The organism is Streptomyces roseicoloratus (assembly GCF_004117935.1).
In the GTDB taxonomy this organism is placed as follows: domain Bacteria; phylum Actinomycetota; class Actinomycetes; order Streptomycetales; family Streptomycetaceae; genus Streptomyces; species Streptomyces roseicoloratus.
This window is the reverse complement of sequence record NZ_SDOY01000038.1, coordinates 1-17823: the sequence shown is the minus strand read 5'-3', so window position 1 is coordinate 17823 and position 17823 is coordinate 1. Positions and strand designations below refer to the sequence as shown.

Genomic DNA, 17823 nt, shown 5'->3' with positions numbered 1-17823 from the left:
CCGTCCGACCTGTCGGTCGTCGACCCGCGGCCGTCCGACCGTCGAGCTTCCGGCCCGTTGGCCGTCCGGCCGCCGGCGGTCCGGCCGCCGGTCGTCCTGCCCGTTGGTCACGATTCGATGACGAGCCCACCATCCGAGCCGACGGGGTGTCAATGCACGTGGTCGAAGTGTCGGCTTTGCCCGGCGGCGTTTCGGCGAGGTGGCGCGCTTTCGCCGATTTCCGCCGGTAAAACGGGGATCCGTGGGTAGGGCTCCTCGTGCTGTCCCACCTGTCGAGACGAACCGGAGACCCCGTGACCACGACCGACCCCACCTCCAAACGGATACGCATTCCGCGGCAGGGCCCGCCGCTCACCAGCGAGCCGCCCCTCGCCGACGCCGCACCGCTCACCAGCGAGCCGCCCCTCGTCGAGGCGGCGCCCCTCACCAGCGAACCCACCGCCCGTGCCACCGCGGGCGGTTCGGAGTCCCCCGGAGTGTGACGTGACCCTGGCCCGTCTCGCCGCCCTGCACGGTGTCGCCACCGAGTACGCCCCCTCCGAGGGCGTCACGGTGACCGTGCCCGAGGCCACCGTGGTGGCCGTACTGCGCGCCCTGGACGTCGACGCGTCCACCCCGGAGGCGCTGGCCACGGCGCTCGAAGCGGCGGAACGGGCGGACCGGGAGCGGCTGCTGCCGGCCACCGTGGTGCTGTGGCGGGAGGAGGAGCCGGAGCGGGACGAGCCCCGGGAGGAGCGGGAGGAGCGGGAGGGCGCGGGCCGGGCGCGGAGGCGGACCGTGCCCGAGGACCAGGCCGTGCCCGAGGACCAGGCCGTTCCCCAGGGCGAATCCGTGCCTCAGGACCAGGCCGTGCCTCAGGACCAGGCCGTGCCTCAGGACCAGGCCGTGCCTCAGGCCCAGGCCGTGCCCCAGGCCCAGGCCGTGCCCCAGGCCCAGGCCGTGTCCCACGGCGAGGCCGTGCCCGAGGACCGGTCCCGCCGGGCGCCGTTCCTCCCGTCGGCGCGCGGGCTGCCCGCCGGGACCCGGCTCACCGTCACCACCGAGAACGGACGGACCGTCACCGGCCCCGACTGGAGCGGCCTGCCGCTCGGCGTGCACCGGCTGGTCGCCGTCGCTCCCGACGGGCGCCGCTCCACCAGCACGCTGATCGTGGCCCCCGCGCGCGTGCCCGGCCCCGACGGGCGGGCCTTCGGCCTGCTGGTCCAGCTGTACTCGCTGCTCTCCGGCCGGTCCTGGGGCATGGGCGACCTCGGTGACCTGCGGGAGCTCGCCGACTGGGCGGGCCGTACGCACGGCGCGGGCTTCCTGCAGATCAACCCGCTGCACGCGGCCGTGCCCGGCGCGCCCACCGACCCCTCGCCCTACCGCCCGTCCTCCCGTCGCTTCCCCGACCCGGTGCACCTGCGGATCGAGGACGTGCCGGAGTACGGACACGTCGACCCGGGCCGCCGCGAGGAGCTCGACCGGGTGCTGGCCGACGCCGCCGAGCTGCGCGAACAGGTGCTCGGCAAGGGCGCCCTGATCGACCGGGACGCCGTGTGGGAGGTGAAGCGCCGGGCCCTGGAGCTGGTGCACACCGTGGAGCTCGGGCCCGGCCGCCGGGCCGACTACCGCGACTTCCTGGCCGAGCGCGGCCGGGCCCTGGAGGACCACGCGACCTACCAGGCGCTCGCCGAGCGGCACGGTCACCACTGGCGCCGCTGGCCCGAGGAGCTGCGCGACCCGCGCTCGGCCGCTGCGGCGGTCCGGGCCGACGCCGGGCTCACCGCCCGCGTCGACTTCCACTGCCGGCTCGCCTGGCTGACGGACCGGCAGCTCGCCGACGCGGCGCTGACCGCCCGGCGGGCCGGGATGGCGGTCGGGATCGTGCACGACCTGGCCGTGGGCGTGCACCCGGACGGCTCCGACGCCTGGGCGCAGCAGCACGTCTTCGCCGCGGGCATGTCGGTGGGCGCGCCGCCCGACGCGTTCAACTCCCGCGGCCAGGACTGGGGCCTGCCGCCCTGGCGGCCCGACGTCCTCGAGGCGGAGGGCTACGCGCCGTACCGCGGTCTGCTGCGCGAACTGCTGCGGCACGCGGGCGCGCTGCGGATCGACCACGTGATGGGCCTGTTCCGGCTGTGGTGGGTGCCCGAGGGCGGCGAGCCGACCGAGGGCACGTACGTCCGCTACGACCCCGAGGCGATGCTCGCCGTGCTCGTCCTGGAGGCCCACCGGTCCGGCGCGGCCGTGGTCGGCGAGGACCTGGGGACCGTCGAGCCGGGCGTACGGGAGGCGCTGGCGCGGCGCGGGGTGCTCGGCACCTCGGTGCTGTGGTTCGAGCGGGACTGGGCCGGCGGCGGCCGTCCGCTGGCCCCGGAGGAGTGGCGGGCCGACTGCGTGGCCACCGTCACCACCCACGACCTGCCGTCGACCGCGGCCCGGCTCTCCGGCGACCACGTGACGCTGCGCCATCGGCTGGGCCTGCTCTCCGGTGACCTGGACCGGGAGCGGGCCCGGGACGCGGCGGAGACCGCCGAGTGGCTGGGCGTGCTCCAGCGGCTCGACCTGCTGCCGGAGGGGCCGGGCGACGAACCCGCCGAGATCCGCGCCTTCCACCGCTTCCTGGCGGCCACGCCGGCCCGGATGGTCGGGGTGTGGCTGCCGGACGCGGTGGGGGACCGCCGGCCGCAGAACCTGCCGGGCACCTGGGACCAGTACCCCAACTGGCGGCTGCCCGTGGCGGGCTCCGACGGGCAGCCGGTGTCCCTGGAGCGGTTGGCCTCCTCGGCCCGCGCGCACGACCTGCTGCGGTCGCTCGCGGAGCGGGTCGGGGCCCGTACGGCACCCCCGGGCGCGCGGCCCGTTTAGGTGTTCGCTACTTTTGCACCGTGGACAAGAAGAACGCCCTGCGCGCCGGCGCCGTCGCGGCCGGTACGACGCTGATGATGCTGCTCATGTCGTCCCCCGCGCTCGCGCTGACCCGCGACGACGGTGACGACCCGGCCCCCAAGCTGGAGGTCGTCGAGACCCTCGGTCTGTTCGTGGCCCTCCCGCTCGCGCTGTTCCTGGTCATCGCCGGCCTGGTGATGGTGCTCGACAGGTCCAAGGACCGCGTCAAGGCCGTCAAGGCCAAGTAGGACGCGGGTCCTCTTCTTCACCCTGCTTCACCGAGGGCGCCGCGCGGTGCACGTCACCGCGCGGCGCCCTCGCGTGTCTTCGTACGGGGCGTCGCCGGCTTCGCACGGGCGGACGGGGTCTCCGTACGGGGGACGGGTCTCCGTACGGGCGGACAGGGTCCCCGTACGGGCGGACGGCCCGGTCCCGCCCCGCCGCGGCCCCGGCACGTCCCCGCCGCGTCCCCGCCTCAGGCCGTCGTCGCGAGGAGCTTGCGCAGCAGCCCGGAGAGCTGTTCCGCCTCCTCCGGGGTGAGCGCCGCTTCCAGGGCCGCGCGCTGCTGGGCGAGTCCGGCGCCCACGGCCTGGTCCACCAGCTCCAGGCCCTCCTCGGTGAGCGTGACCCGCAGTCCGCGCCGGTCGTTCGGGTCGGGGCTGCGGGTGAGCAGTCCGGCCCGCTCCAGCTTGTCGAGCCGGCCCGTCATCCCGCCGGTGGTGATCATCAGCGTGGCGGTCAGCTCGCGGGGTGAGAGGGTGTACGGCTCGCCCGAGCGGCGCAGCGTCGCGAGCACGTCGAACTCGCCGAGCGACATCCCGCCGTACTGCCCGTAGGCCTTGTCCACCTTGCCGCGCATGGCGGCCGCGAGCCGGTAGATCCGGCCGAACACGACCATGGGCAGGCTGTCCAGGTCGGGCCGCACGCGGGCCCACTGGTCGGCGATGGCGTCGACGGCGTCGTGGTTGTCCATGGCGCCAGTTTCCCCGCCTGGTGAGTGACTCGCAAGCAAGTCACTCACCACCAAGTCACTCACCGACAAGTCACTCACCGCCAAGTCACTCACCATCAAGTGACTCGCATTCAAGCCACTTCCAGCTAACCCGCTTGCCAGCAAGTAGCTTAGTGCTAAGTTAATTACCGCCAAGTCAGTCCGGGTGCCCGGCCCGGTCCGTCCAGCGCAGGGGGGAACCGTCATGTCCCGCAAGGCCGCCACCATCGCCCTGACCGCCCTCGCCCCGGTCTCCTGGGGCTCGACCTACTACGTCACCACGGAGTTCCTGCCGCCCGACCGGCCGCTCTTCACCGGTCTGATGCGGGCCCTGCCCGCCGGGCTCCTGCTCCTGGCCCTCACCCGCAAGCTGCCGCGGGGCGCCTGGTGGTGGAAGGCGGCGGTCCTCGGCGGCCTCAACATCGGCGCCTTCTTCCCGCTGCTCTTCCTGGCCGCCTACCGCCTGCCCGGTGGTGTCGCCGCCGTGGTCGGCTCGGTCGGTCCGCTCTTCGTCGTCGGCCTCGCAGCCCTCCTGCTCGGCGACAAGCCCACCGTGAAGTCCCTGCTCACGGCCATCGCCGCCGCCTTCGGCGTCAGCCTCGTGGTCCTCAAGGCGAACGCGGCGCTCGACACCATCGGCGTCGTCGCCGGACTGCTCTCCGCCCTGTCGATGTCGGCGGGCACCGTCTTCACCAAGCGCTGGGGCCGCCCCGAGGGCGTCGGCGCCCTCGCGCTCACCGGCTGGCAGCTCACCGCGGGCGGCCTCATCATCCTGCCGCCGGCCCTGCTGCTCGAAGGCGCGCCGCCCGCGCTGACCGGCGGCAGCCTGGCCGGTTACGCGTACCTCGCCTTCGGCAACACCGCGATCTCGTACTTCCTCTGGTTCCGCGGCATCGAGCGGCTCAGCGCCTCCTCGGTGACCCTGCTCGGCCCGCTCTCGCCGATCACCGCCGCGGTCATCGGCTGGGCCGCGCTCGGCCAGGCGCTCGGCCCGGTCCAGCTCCTCGGCATGGTGATCGCCTTCGGCGCCACCCTGGTCGGCCAGCTGAACCCCCCGGCGAAGCAGCCGGCGGCCTCCGCCTCCGTGGAATCGTTCAGGGAAGCCGAAAAGAACGCTCAGGAACTTTCGATGGACCTGGAGGTTCAGGCGGTGCGACGGTAGGCCGCATGACCCCCACCACCGCCCGCCACCCGACCATCCCTCCGACCATCCCTCCGACCACCCCCCAGGCCGCCCCCCTTCCGACCACCCCCCAGGCCGCCCCCCTTGCGGCCACCGCACCCGCTGCGACAGGCACCACCACCATCGCCACCACCGAGAGGCCGGCGCCCGCGAGGAAGCTCGCGCGGGGCGCCGGCCTCGGCGTGCTGCTGGCACTGCTCGCCACCGTCGTCTGGTCCGGCAGCTTCGTCGCGACGCGCGACATGGCCGACTCGGTCCCACCGGTCCAGGCCGTCTTCTGGCGCTGGATCATCGCCCTCGCCGCCGTCGCCCCGTTCGCCGCCCGCCCGTTCTGGCGGCAGCGGCGGCTGATCCGCCGTCACCTCGGTTTCGTCGCCCTCGCCTCGCTGTTCGGCGTCGCCCTCTACAACACCCTGGTCCACCAGGCCGGGCTCACGACCTCGGCCGGCAACATGGGCATGATCATGGCCGCCTCGCCGGTCATCATGGCGGTGTACGCCCGGCTCGGCGGCGAACGGCTCGGCGCCCGCCGCGTCCTCGGGATGTCGGCCGCCGCCCTCGGGGTGCTCCTGCTCGTCGGCAAGGGGTCGCTCACCGTCGACCTCGCCGCCGGCGACCTGTGGATGTTCGCCGCGGCGCTGTCCTTCGCCTCGTACAGCGCCCTGCTCAAGCGCAGGCCCGCCGGCATCGACGGACCGGCCTTCCTGTTCACGACCTTCGTGCTCGGCGCCCTGATGCTCGCGCCCGCCTACGCGGTCTCCGTCGCCGTCCAGGGCGGCTTCCCGGCCACCACCGGCACCGTCGGCCCCCTGCTGTACGTCGGCGTCATGTCCTCCGCCGTCGCGTTCTTCGCCTGGAACAAGGCGATCACCCTCATCGGCGCCGCCCGCGCCGGCGCCGTCTACTACCTCCAGCCCGTCTGCGTCGCCCTCCTCTCGTACGCCCTGCTCGGCGAACGGCTCGGCGCGACCGGCATCGCCTGCATGGCGCTGATCCTGGGCGGAGTCGCGCTGAGTTCGGCCCGGTAGGTTGCGCTGCATGACCGAGTGGGACATCAGGAAGCTGCGGATCCTTCGGGCGCTGCGGGACCGCGGGACCGTCACCGCGGCCGCCGAGGCGCTGCTCATGACGCCCTCGGCCGTGTCGCAGCAGCTCACCAACCTCTCCCGGCAGCTCGGCGTGACGCTTCTGGAGGCGCAGGGGCGGCGGGTGCGGCTCACCGACGCCGCTCACCTCGTGCTGCGGCACGCCGAGGCGGTGTTCGCGCAGCTGGAGCGGGCCGAGGCCGAGCTCGACGGCTATCTGCGGGGCGAGGCCGGACGGGTGCGGGTCGCCGCGTTCTCCACCGCCGTGCCCGCGCTCGTCGTCCCCGCCGTCCAGGCCCTGCGGCCCGTCCATCCCGGGCTCGACGTCCGGATCCGCGAGGCCGAGGCGGCGGAGGCGTACGAGCTGCTCACCGCCGGCGAGGTCGACCTGGCGCTGTCGCTCGCCGCCCACGCGCCCACCGCCCGCGACGCCCGGTTCAGCCGGGTGCCGCTGCTCGCCGACCCGCTGGACGTCGCCCTGCCCGCCGGGCACCCGCTCGCCGGCTCCCCGGGCCTGCGGCTCGCCGACCTCTCCGCCGAGCCCTGGATCTTCGGCGGCTCCGGACCCTGGTCGGAGATCACCACCGCCGCCTGCGAGGCCGCCGGCTTCGTGCCCGAGCAGGCGCACAGCGCGGCCGGCTGGACCGCGATCCTCGCCTTGGTCGAGGCCGGGATGGGCGTCGCCCTGGTGCCCCGCATGGCCGCCGCCGAGCGGCGCACGGGAGCGGGCTCCGGAGTCGTCATGCGGGTGCTCTCCGCCGACCAGCCGCGCCGCCACGTCGTCGCGGCGGTACGGCGCGGGGCGGAGGAGGGTCCCGCCGTGGCCAAGGTCCTGGCGGCGCTCCGGCAGGCCGCCGCACAGCGCGAGACCGTTCAGCAGAGCTGAAGACAACCGTCGAAAACATTCGATGGACCCGGGAGGAAGTGCGGCGGCACAGTCGAAGGCATGAGCCACGACGCCGACGCCCCCACCCAGGACACCACCGCCCCCGACGCACCCGGGACGCTCACCGACGACCCGCACGCCAACGACGCCGCCCCCTACGCCGGAGGCGACCCGTACGCCGACTACCGCGCCGGCGACTTCCCCTTCACCGAGCTCGTCGACCTCGCCGACCGCCGCCTCGGCGCCGGAGTCGTCGCCGCCAACGACGAGTTCTTCGCCGAGCGCGAGAACCTGCTCGTCCGCGAGCGCGCCGTCTTCGACCCCGAGCACTTCGGCCACAAGGGCAAGATCATGGACGGCTGGGAGACCCGGCGCCGCCGCGGCGCCGACGCCGCCCACCCGTTCCCCTCGCCCGAGGACCACGACTGGGCGATCGTCCGCCTCGGCGCCCCCGGCGTCATCCGCGGCATCGTCGTCGACACCGCCCACTTCCGCGGCAACTACCCGCAGCGCGTCAGCGTCCAGGCCACCGCCGTCGACGGCTCACCGAGCCCCGAGGAGCTCCTCGACGCGAAGTGGGAGGAGCTCGTCCCGCCCACACCCGTCCGCGGCCACGCCGCCAACGGCTTCGCCGTCGACGCCGAGCGGCGCTACACCCACGTCCGGCTCCGCCAGCACCCCGACGGCGGCATCGCCCGTCTCCGGGTGCACGGCGAGGTCGTCCCCGACCCCGAGTGGCTCGCCGTCCTCGGCACCCTCGACCTGATCGCCGTGGTCAACGGCGGTGTGTACGAGGACGCCTCCGACCGCTTCTACTCCTCGCCGACCCAGATCATCCTGCCCGGCACCTCCCGCAAGATGGACGACGGCTGGGAGAACCGCCGCCGCCGGGTCCGCGGCACCCACGACTGGGTACGCTTCCGGCTCGCCGCCCAGGGCGCCGTCCGCGCGGTCGAGATCGACACCGCCTACCTCAAGGGCAACTCGGCCGGCTGGATCGCCCTCCAGGGCCGCGACGGCGAAGCCGGCGAGTGGTTCGAGATCATTCCGCGCACCCGCCTCCAGCCCGACACCCTCCACCGGTTCGCGCTCCCCGCGCACGCCGTCGTCACCCACGTCCGCCTCGACGCCTTCCCCGACGGCGGCATCGCCCGGATGCGCCTCCACGGCAGTCTGACGGCGGACGGCGCGGCCGGACTCCGCGCGCGCCACGCCCGCCTGACGGACTGAGCACCGCGCGCGGCGCCTCCGCGCCCCCATGACGGAGGGGCCCCGGACCGACCGACATCGGTCCGGGGCCCCTCACCTCACCGCATGCGCCGTCAGGCCGCCGACGCGTCCGCCGCCTGCGCCTTCAGGGCACGCTCGACGCCCGCACGGCACTCCGTCACCAGGCGCCGCAGCGCCGGGGACGGGTCGTTCGCCGCGATCCAGGAGTCCGTGGCGTCCAGGGTCGCCTGCGAGACCTGGAGGGTCGGGTAGAGGCCCACCACGATCTGCTGGACGATCTCGTGGCTGCGGGTCTCGGAGACGCCCTTGATGGAGGCGAAGTACTTCTCCGTGTACGGCGCCAGCAGCTCACGCTGGTCGGCCTGCGCGAAGCCGCCGATCACCGCCTCCTGCACCGCGTTCGTCAGCGTGTCGGACTCCACGACCGACGCCCACGCCTCGGCCTTGGCGGCCTCGGTCGGGCGGGCCGCACGGGCCGTGGCCGCGTGCCGCTCTCCGGCGGCGGTCCTGTCCCGCTCCAGCTCCGCCGCGATCTCCGGCTCGTCGAACCGGCCGGTGGCCGCGAGCCGCTGCACGAACGCCCAGCGCAGCTCGGTGTCGACGGCCAGGCCGTCGATGACCTCGCTGCCGTCCAGCAGGCCGGCGAGCAGGTCCAGCTCCGCGTCCTCGCGGGCGGTCGCCGCGAAGGCCCGCGCCCACGCCAGCTGGTGGTCGCTGCCCGGGGCCGCCGCACGCAGCTGCTCCTGCGCGGCCGCGCCCCAGCGGGCCAGGCCCTCGGCGCGCCACTCCGGCGCCGCGTACAGCTCGAGGGCCGCCTTGACCTGGCCCTGCAGCGACTGCACCACGCCGATGTCGGTCTCCTTGGCGATGCCGGAGAGCACCAGGTCCAGGTAGGCGCGGGTGGCCAGCTCGCCGTCCCGGGTCATGTCCCAGGCCGAGGCCCAGCACAGCGCCCGCGGCAGCGAGTCGGTGAAGTCGCCGAGGTGCGCGGTGACGTTCTTCAGGGACACCTCGTCGAGACGGACCTTCGCGTACGACAGGTCGTCGTCGTTGAGCAGCACCACGGCCGGGCGCTTCTTGCCCACGAGCTGCGGGACGGCCGTCAGCTCGGCCGCCTCGATGTCCAGCTCCAGACGGTCGGTGCGCACCAGCTTGCCGGCCGCGTCCAGGTCGTAGAAGCCGATCGCGATGCGGTGCGGGCGCAGCACGGCCTGGCCCTTGGCGCCGGCCGGCAGCGCCGGTGCCTCCTGGCGGACGGCGAAGGAGGTGACGGAGCCGTTCTCGTCGGTCTCGATCTCGGGCCGCAGGATGTTGATGCCCGCGGTCTCGAGCCAGGCCTTCGACCAGGCCTTCAGGTCACGCCCGGAGGTCTCCTCCAGCGCGCCGAGCAGGTCGGTGAGGCGGGTGTTGCCGAAGGCGTGGCGCTTGAAGTACGCCTGCACGCCCTGGAAGAACTCGTCCTGGCCGACGTACGCCACCAGCTGCTTCAGGACGGAGGCGCCCTTGGCGTAGGTGATGCCGTCGAAGTTGACGAGCACGTCCTCCAGGTCGTTGATCTCCGCCATGATCGGGTGCGTCGACGGCAGCTGGTCCTGGCGGTAGGCCCAGGTCTTCTCCGCGTTGGCGAAGGTGGTCCAGGCGTTCGGCCAGCGGGTGCCCTTGACGGCGGCCTGGCAGGCGACCGAGGTGTAGGTGGCGAACGACTCGTTCAGCCACAGGTCGTTCCACCACTCCATGGTGACGAGGTCGCCGAACCACATGTGGGCGAGCTCGTGCAGGATGGTCTCGGCCCGGCGCTCGTACGCCGCGTCCGTCACCTTCGACCGGAACACGTACTGGTCGCGGATGGTGACCGCGCCCGCGTTCTCCATCGCGCCCGCGTTGAACTCCGGCACGAACAGCTGGTCGTACTTGGCGAACGGGTAGGCGTAGCCGAACTTCTCCTGGAACCAGCCGAAGCCCTGACGGGTGACGTCGAAGATGTGCTCCGCGTCCAGGAACTCGGCCAGCGACGGACGGCAGTAGATGCCGAGCGGCACGACCTGGCCGCCGGGGCCCTCGTACGTCGAGTGCACGGCGTGGTACGGGCCGACGATCAGCGCCGTGATGTACGTGGAGATCCGCGGCGTCGGCTCGAAGGCCCACACGCCGTCCTTCGGCTCCGGCGTGGGCGAGTTGGAGATGACGCTCCAGCCCTCCGGCGCCTTCACGGTGAACCGGAAGGTCGCCTTCAGGTCGGGCTGCTCGAAGGACGCGAACACCCGGCGGGCGTCCGGCACCTCGAACTGCGTGTACAGGTAGGCCTGGCCGTCGACGGGGTCGACGAAGCGGTGCAGGCCTTCACCCGTGTTGGTGTACGCGCAGTCGGCGACGACCTTCAGCTCGTTGCGGCCCTCCCGCAGCTGCGGCAGCGTGATCCGGGAGTCCCGGAAGACGGCGGCCGCGTCGAGGGCGTGCCCGTTGAGCACCACCTCGTGGACGGCGGGGGCGACCAGGTCGATGAAGGTCTCGGCACCGGCCTCGGCGGAATCGAAGCGGACGGTGGTGACGGACCGGTAGGTGCCGCCCTCCTGCGCACCGGTGAGGTCCAGTTCGACCTCGTACGCGTCCACGGACAGCAGCTTCGCCCGCTGCTGCGCCTCTTCACGGGTCAGGTTCGTGCCAGGCACCCGGTCAACTCCTCGGTTTCGTGACGTTTGGCTCATCCTTCCACGGGGTGTGCGGGCGGCGCACGGTCCATTTCCCAGGGCGAACAGCCGAAAGGGCGGCCACCCCCACGGGTGGCCGCCCTCGATGCGTACGTCCGGGTGTCAGCCCTTCAGCTCGGCGGCGACGAGCTCGGCGATCTGCACCGCGTTCAGAGCGGCGCCCTTGCGCAGGTTGTCGTTCGACAGGAACAGCGCCAGGCCGTGCTCGACGGTCTCGTCGACCCGGATGCGGCCCACGTACGAGGCGTCCTTGCCGGCGGCCTGGAGGGGGGTCGGGATCTCGGAGAGCTCGACGCCCTCGGCGTCCTTGAGGAGCTCGTAGGCGCGCTCGACGCTGATCGGACGCTCGAAGCGGGCGTTGACCTGCAGCGAGTGGCCGGAGAAGACCGGCACGCGCACACAGGTGCCGGAGACCTTGAGGTCCGGGATCTCCAGGATCTTGCGCGACTCGTTGCGGAGCTTCTGCTCCTCGTCGGTCTCGAAGGAGCCGTCGTCGACGATCGAGCCGGCCAGCGGCAGCACGTTGAAGGCGATCGGGCGCTTGTAGACGCCGGGCTCGGGGAACTCCACGGCCCCGCCGTCGTGGGTGAGCGCGGTGGCGCCCCCGGCGACGGCCTTGACCTGGCCGTCCAGCTCGGCGACACCGGCCAGGCCGGAGCCGGACACGGCCTGGTAGGTGGTGGCGACCAGGGCGGTCAGGCCGGCCTCCTGGTGGAGCGGCTTGAGCACCGGCATGGCGGCCATGGTGGTGCAGTTCGGGTTGGCGATGATGCCCTTGGGGCGGTCCTTGATCGCGTGCGGGTTGACCTCGGACACCACCAGCGGGACCTCGGGGTCGCGGCGCCAGGCGGAGGAGTTGTCGATCACCACGGCGCCCTGCGAGGCGACCTTCTCGGCGAGGGCCTTGGAGGTGGTGCCGCCGGCCGAGAAGAGGACGATGTCCAGGCCCGTGTAGTCGGCGGTGGCGGCGTCCTCGACGGTGACGCCGTCCAGGACGGTGCCGGCGGAGCGGGCCGAGGCGAACAGGCGCAGCTCGGTCACCGGGAAGTCCCGCTCGACCAGGATCCTGCGCATGACTGTGCCGACCTGACCGGTGGCTCCGACGATTCCGACCTTCACGGGGGTCCTCCGAATGTGTGTGCAGGGTGGTGCCGCGTCCATCATGCGTGTGGCCGGGGGCGCCTTGTCCAGTTCATTGTCCAAGGGGCGGGACGGTTCCGGCAGCTGTCAAGACGCCGAAGGGGCGGACACCGTTCCGGTGCCCGCCCCCGGCACTCCCATGCGGGAGTGTGACCCTTGTTACGACGAGGCTGCCCGCCTCATCGTGACGACGAGGCTGCCCGCCTCATCGCCGGCCGGTTACGGCGTGACCTTTTCGATCACGACGCTGCCGGTGCCCGCGGCGGTGCCGCGCGCGTTCAGCAGCTGGACCTGGCCGAAGAACTGCCGGCCCTCGGGCGCGGCGGCGTTCACCACGACCTCGGCGGCGACCTGGGCGGTGCCGCCGTTGGCCAGCTTGACCTGCTTCGACTCGTCGACCTTCACGGTGCCGAGCGCGGACGAGTAGTACACGTCCTTGTAGTCGTAGCTGGTGCCGCCGGCCGCCTGCACGGAGTAGCCGTCGATGACGACGGTGTAGGTGCCCGCGGCGGGCTTGAGCAGCGTGACGGACTCCTCGGAGTCGCCGTCGGCGGACTGGCCGACCTGCTCGTCGCCGAGCAGGACCGTGAGGTCGAGGTCGGCGGCCAGGTCGGAGGTGTTGCCGATGGCGATGTCCAGGCGCTCCACGCCCTCACCGATGGTGACGGTCTTGATCTGCTGCTCGTGGTGCTGGATGGTCGCCGTCTCGGACTTCCGCGAGCCGAGCGGGCCGCCCTTCAGACGCCCGTCGAGCGCGGCGAAGCCGTTGGCGACGTTCCACTGCACGGCGGCCGGGGTGCCGATCTTCGCCTCGGCGACGGTCTGCACCGCCGGGTCGAAGTCGGCGCCGAGCACGGACACGTTCAGGGTGAACGGGTTGTCCAGGTCCGGCGAGGTGCGGCGGGACTCGACGATGATCTCCCAGACGCCCGGGATCGGGTTCGCGTAGGAGCGCACGTCCGGACGGCAGGTGTTCGCCGGGTTGTAGTGCGGGTAGCACTGGTTGGTCGCGTTGTCCTCGAGGGCCACGCCGTACGGGTGCTGGGTGATGAACCGGGTCTGGCTCTTCGCCTTCAGCCCGCCGATCGCGACCTCGAGGGTCTTGGCGCCCTTCGGCACGGTCACGAAGTACGACTTGTGGCTGTTGCGCTGCACGGAGCCGGAGGCGGTGAAGCCGTAGCTCGGGGCGGTCAGGTTCGCGGAGACGATCGAGGTGGCGAGGATCTGCTTGTCGACGCCCTCGGTGCGCTCGTCGTCGGCCTCCAGGATGACGCTGTGCACGCCGGCCGTCTTCGGGCGGGCCTCCAGCCGGACGGTGACCGGCTTGTTCAGCGGCAGGCGGACCTCGTCGTCGCCGAGGATGCGGAAGGTGCCGTCGTTGTACTTGAGGTCCAGCTCGTGCTCGATGGCACGGTTCGGGCCGCTCGTACGGGTGACGGTGACCTCGTAGACCTTCTTCTGGCCGACCTTGAGGCCGCCCTCGCGGTCGTACACACCGGTGCCGGTGTGGGGGGCCGGGAAGATCACGGTGTCGACCGGGGCCTCGACCTTGTAGTCGTGCGCCGTGGCGCCGTCCCTGATCGACTCCCAGGCCTCCTCGATGTCGATGAGGCCGGCGCCCTGCTCGTGGGCCGCGACACCGGGGATCCGCTTCGCGGTCGAGGTGAGCGCGGTGCGCAGGGTGTTCGGGGAGAGCGCGATGCGCTTCTGCTTGGCCGCGGAGATCAGCAGCGCGCTCGCGCCCGCCGCCTGCGGCGAGGACATCGAGGTGCCGTTGAGCATGCCGTAGCCGGCGGGCAGGTCGTAACCGGCCTCGGGGACACCGGCGCCGGCCTGCCAGGTCGGGATGGTGTTCACGGCCGAGCCGGGGGCGGAGATGGTCGGGGTGAAGCCGCCGTCCTCACGCGGGCCGCGCGAGGAGAAGGGGAACATGGCGTACTTCTTCTCGACCGCCGAGCCGTAGTTGGCGGCCCAGGTCTCCTTGGAGACGGCGGCGCCGACCGACAGGACCTTGTCGGCCAGGCCGGGGTCGCCGATCGTGTTGATGCCGGGGCCCTCGTTGCCGGCGGAGATGACCAGCTGCACGCCGTACTCGTCGATGAGACGGGTGTAGAGGCGGGCGCGGACGTTGTCGCCGTCGTTCTGCAGCGGCAGACCGCCGATGGACATGTTGACGATGTCGACGCCGCGGTTGGCGACGAGGTCGATCATGCCCTCGGTGAGCGCGGTGTTGGTGCAGCCGCCGGTCCAGGTGCAGGCACGGGCGGAGACGATCTTCGCGCCGGGCGCGGCGCCGTTCATCCTGCCGCCGAACAGGCCGTTGGCGGCGGTGATGCCGGCGACGTGGGTGCCGTGCGAGGACTCGACGAGGCCGACGTTCACGAAGTCGGCCTTCTTGCCGACCCAGGTGCCGCCCAGCGGGTCCATCGGCACGTCCTTGCGGATCTGCACGACGAACGGGGTCTTCTCGACGACCTCGGTGGCCGGGTTGTCGGTGCCGAAGTAGCCGACCTGGTTGCCGTCCTTGTACGGCTTCATCGGAGCGTTGTCCGTGAAGTCGCCGTTCTGGTCGGAGTCCACCCGGACGGTGCCGGCGGCGGCGTCGTAGAGCAGGCCGAAGACGTCGGTGGTGTCGCCGTCGCGGTTGATGTCGCCCTTGGGGTCGCCGCCCGCGGTGACCGACTCGCGGAACACGCTGAAGCTGTAGGAGCCCTCGGGGGCCTTCCAGCTCTGGTTGCCCGCGGTGAAGACGGGACCGGCGACCGGGGTGATCTGGGCACGCCAGGTGCCGTCGCCCTCGGTCAGCGGGTCGGTGGCGGTGACCCAGTCGACGATCTTGCGCTCGCCGGTGGTGGTCTTCTGCAGGGCCGGGTGGCCGAGGTCGACGCCGGAGTCGAGGATGCCGATGGTCACGCCGCGGCCGTCGGCCTTGGGGTGGTCCTGGACGAAGTCGACCGCACCGGTCTCGTGGGACGGGTTGTACGGGTTCTTCGCCGGGGTCTTGCGGGACGGCGCCGGGTAGGTCCGCTTGACGGTGGTGCCGTCGACGGCGCCCGTGGTGCCCGCGTCCGGGGTCGGGTCGTCGAGCTCGATCTCCGCCTGGAGGTCGATCGACTGGACCGAGGAGAGCTTGGTGGCGGCCTTGATGGCGGCCTGGGCCTTGCCGGTCGGCAGGGTGGCGCGGACGTAGCCGAGCTTGTCGTCCCGCCGGCCGACGGAGGCGCCGGGCACGGCGTCGAGCTGGCCGGCGACCTGCTCGGTGGCGCCGGGCGCGGTGGCGACCAGGACGGTGACGTGCGGCGCGTCGGCGGCCTCGGCCTCGGAGAGGCGCTGGGCGTCGGTGGCGCCGAGCTTGTCGCCCGCGTCGGCGGTCTTGGCGGTGGTCGCCGGGGTGGTCGCCGGGTCGTCGGCGGCCAGAACCGGGGCGGCGCCGGTCGCGACCAGCGCGGTCACGAGTCCGGCGGCGGCGGCGATGCGGGCCGCGCGTCTGGTCCCGGTGGTCGAGCGCCCGGGTATGGAGCTCTGGGTTTCGGGGGTGGTCATTTACATCCCTGTTGTGAAAAGAGAGAGTCCGGATTTCGGTACCGGATGACCGCTCAGCCTTTCGCAAGAGGGAGGGTTTTGGGGAGAGTTCGCGGGCGGCGGAATGCGCGCATGGCGCACATCCGCCACTGCGGACCGTGCGCCATGAGGGACGAAACGCCCCTAACGGGGGCGTTCTCGCGAAGTGCCGGGCCAGGCCGCTTCGTTCGGACCCGGGCCGGGACCCGGAAGGGGCGGCCTGGTCGTGGCCTAGTTGTCCTTGGTGCGGGCGTAGTGGCGCGAGGCCTTGGCCCGGTTGCCGCACAGGGCCATCGAGCACCAGCGGCGCGTGCCGTTCCGCGAGGTGTCGAAGAAGTGCAGGATGCACGCCTCGTGCGCGCAGGCGCGGATGCGGTCGGGGTTCGTCCGGAGCAGGTCGAGGTAGTCGCGCGCGGCCGTCCAGCCGGGCCCGTACGCGGGATCCGTGAACTCCGCCGTCTCGCCCGGGCCGTCCGCGGTGAGCGTGGCCCGGATGCGGCCGTGCCCGAGCACGGCGTCCACCGCCGCGGTCGCCCCGGCGTCGCCGGGCCGGTCGACGAGCGCGGCGAGGGCGTCGCGGGCGACGAGGGTGTGGCGCAGGGTCGCCGCGTCGGCGGCGAAGCGCCCGTCGAGCCCGTTGGAGACGAGCCAGACCGTGAGCCCGTCGGTGTCGGTGAGCAGGTCCTGGCGTACGCCGTCCGCCATCCACCGGGTGTTGAGCAGGTCGAGGGAGAGGGGCTCGCCGGTGAGCGGCCGCGGATCGGTGGCGGTGGCGGTCATGGCGGGCGGCCTCCTCGAAGGACGAATTCCGGACTAACCCTTCAAGGGTACGTGAGCGGTTGCATGGGGCCGGATCTAACCTCTAAAGTCGCGATCAGCGGTTAGCCCATCCTCGGTCCGCTCACCCGCCCGTCCGTACCTCCCTCCGACGCGAAGGACCGCGCATGACCACCACTCCGGCCGCCCCGACGTCCGCGACGGCCCCGGTCACCCCCGCCCGGTCCGTCGTCGCGCCTCCTCGGCCCCGGCCGCGGGTGCTGCTCGCGTCCACCGCGGTCAGCGTCACCGCCCTGTTCCTGCTCGTCGCGGTCGGCAGCGTCCTGCACCAGCCGCTGCTCATCCCGCCGCTCGCCGCGAGCATGGCGCTGGTGGCCGGCGCGCCCGACCTGCCGCTGGCCCAGCCCCGCTCCGTCGTCGGCGGTCAGCTCCTGTCCGCGCTCACCGGCTTCGCCGTGCTCGCGGTCACCGGCCCCGGCCTGTGGGGCGCCGCGCTCGCCGGCGGTCTCGCCCTCGGTGTGATGGCGGCCGCCCGCACCCCCCACTCGCCCGCCGCGGCCACCGCCGTGATCGTGACCGTCCAGAATCCGCCGTTCTGGACCTTCCTCGGCCTCCTCGCCCTCGCCTCCCTCCTCCTCGTCGCCACCGGCCTGGCCGGCGCCCGCCTCACCGGCCGCCGCTACCCGGCGTACTGGACCTAGAGAGCCCTTTCCGGCCAAGATCCGAACGGGACGGCCTAACCTCGCCGTATGAGAACGGAGTTGAGGGTGGCGGCCTACGCCGTGTGCGTGCGGGACGGCGAGATCCTGCTCGCCCGCTGGGTGGACGGGGGCGGCGTCAGGCGGTGGACGCTGCCCGGCGGCGGCATGGACCACGGCGAGCTGCCGGTCGAGACCGTCGTGCGGGAGGTCGAGGAGGAGACGGGGTACGACGCCGAGGTCGTCGCCCTGCTCGGCATCGACTCCATCCGCCGCGAGCGGCCGGGCCGGCTCGGCGGAAGCCTCGACTGGCAGGGCCTCAGGATCATCTACGAGGCCGGGATCACCGGCGGCTCCCTGCGCAACGAGCAGGGCGGCTCCACCGACCTCGCCGCCTGGCACCCGCTCGACTCCGTGCCCTCGCTCCACCGCGTCGAGCTCGTCGACATCGGCCTCCAGCTGTGGCGCGACCGGCCCCCCACCGGCCACTCCCACCTCTCCGATCCGGCGAACGGCTGAAAACGGCTCAACCGTCAGGACCGGCCTCAACCCTCCGCGGGCCGCCCCCGGTCCCCTCCCGTGACCGCAAGCACCACGATCAGGGGAGTCCGCATGTCAGCCGCCCGCACCGTCGCCGCCGCCGGCCTGGTGGCCGGCCTCGCCGCGACCGCGCTCGCCGCGCCCGCCGTCGCC

At 73.0% G+C, this 17823-nt stretch carries 14 protein-coding genes; 9 read left to right on the top strand and 5 right to left on the bottom strand.

The features are described from left to right. The first annotated feature begins 293 nt into the window (after nt 1-293). From ESG85_RS02690 to ESG85_RS02680, 3 genes are read left to right on the top strand one after another with little or no spacing between them, the layout of a single operon-like run. Entirely contained in the window at nt 294-482 is a 189-nt protein-coding gene (locus ESG85_RS02690; protein WP_128976384.1) for a hypothetical protein, read from the top strand. A gap of 1 nt (nt 483) precedes the next feature. Next, a complete protein-coding gene (malQ, locus tag ESG85_RS02685; protein WP_128976383.1) occupies nt 484-2850 on the top strand; it encodes a 4-alpha-glucanotransferase in 2367 nt (788 codons plus the stop codon). 20 nt (nt 2851-2870) lie between these two features. Further along, entirely contained in the window at nt 2871-3119 is a 249-nt protein-coding gene (locus ESG85_RS02680; protein WP_128976382.1) for a hypothetical protein, read from the top strand. Between the two features lie 227 nt (nt 3120-3346). On the opposite strand, the gene ESG85_RS02675 is transcribed toward ESG85_RS02680, so the two are convergent. After that, nucleotides 3347-3844, bottom strand: a complete 498-nt coding sequence (locus ESG85_RS02675) for a MarR family winged helix-turn-helix transcriptional regulator (RefSeq protein ID WP_128976381.1) — start codon at nt 3842-3844, stop codon at nt 3347-3349. Between the two features lie 223 nt (nt 3845-4067). Here ESG85_RS02675 and ESG85_RS02670 point away from each other — a divergent pair, with 223 nt between their 5' ends. From ESG85_RS02670 to alc, 4 genes are read left to right on the top strand one after another with little or no spacing between them, the layout of a single operon-like run. Continuing rightward, nucleotides 4068-5024, top strand: coding sequence for an EamA family transporter (locus ESG85_RS02670; RefSeq protein WP_128976380.1), 957 nt, complete (start codon nt 4068-4070; stop codon nt 5022-5024). A gap of 5 nt (nt 5025-5029) precedes the next feature. Then, a complete protein-coding gene (locus ESG85_RS02665; protein WP_128976379.1) occupies nt 5030-6073 on the top strand; it encodes a DMT family transporter in 1044 nt (347 codons plus the stop codon). 10 nt (nt 6074-6083) lie between these two features. After that, nucleotides 6084-7016: a LysR family transcriptional regulator gene (locus ESG85_RS02660; protein WP_128976378.1), complete on the top strand. Its 933-nt coding sequence runs from the start codon at nt 6084-6086 to the stop codon at nt 7014-7016. 60 nt (nt 7017-7076) lie between these two features. Continuing rightward, nucleotides 7077-8246 (top strand): allantoicase, encoded by a 1170-nt coding sequence (gene alc, locus ESG85_RS02655; RefSeq protein ID WP_128976377.1) that lies wholly within the window; start codon nt 7077-7079, stop codon nt 8244-8246. 92 nt (nt 8247-8338) lie between these two features. Here alc and pepN read toward each other — a convergent pair whose 3' ends face one another. The 4 genes from pepN to ESG85_RS02635 all read right to left on the bottom strand — a co-directional run bounded on the left by pepN (nt 8339) and on the right by ESG85_RS02635 (nt 16435). Next, nucleotides 8339-10915 carry an aminopeptidase N gene (pepN, locus tag ESG85_RS02650; protein WP_128976376.1) on the bottom strand — a complete coding sequence of 859 codons (2577 nt, stop codon included), beginning with the start codon at nt 10913-10915 and terminating at the stop codon, nt 8339-8341. 141 nt (nt 10916-11056) lie between these two features. Further along, nucleotides 11057-12073 (bottom strand): aspartate-semialdehyde dehydrogenase, encoded by a 1017-nt coding sequence (locus tag ESG85_RS02645; protein WP_128976375.1) that lies wholly within the window; start codon nt 12071-12073, stop codon nt 11057-11059. Nucleotides 12074-12313: 240 nt separating this feature from the next. Further along, nucleotides 12314-15637 (bottom strand): S8 family serine peptidase, encoded by a 3324-nt coding sequence (locus ESG85_RS02640; RefSeq protein ID WP_128976374.1) that lies wholly within the window; start codon nt 15635-15637, stop codon nt 12314-12316. A 249-nt stretch (nt 15638-15886) separates the two neighbouring features. Beyond that, nucleotides 15887-16435 (bottom strand): CGNR zinc finger domain-containing protein, encoded by a 549-nt coding sequence (locus tag ESG85_RS02635; protein ID WP_128976373.1) that lies wholly within the window; start codon nt 16433-16435, stop codon nt 15887-15889. Between the two features lie 164 nt (nt 16436-16599). On the opposite strand from ESG85_RS02635, the gene ESG85_RS02630 reads away from it, so the two are divergent. Together ESG85_RS02630 and ESG85_RS02625 are read left to right on the top strand one after the other, a co-directional pair. Next, nucleotides 16600-17133, top strand: coding sequence for an HPP family protein (locus ESG85_RS02630; RefSeq protein ID WP_128976372.1), 534 nt, complete (start codon nt 16600-16602; stop codon nt 17131-17133). A gap of 48 nt (nt 17134-17181) precedes the next feature. After that, nucleotides 17182-17649: an NUDIX hydrolase gene (locus ESG85_RS02625; protein WP_128976371.1), complete on the top strand. Its 468-nt coding sequence runs from the start codon at nt 17182-17184 to the stop codon at nt 17647-17649. Nucleotides 17650-17823: the final 174 nt, after the last annotated feature.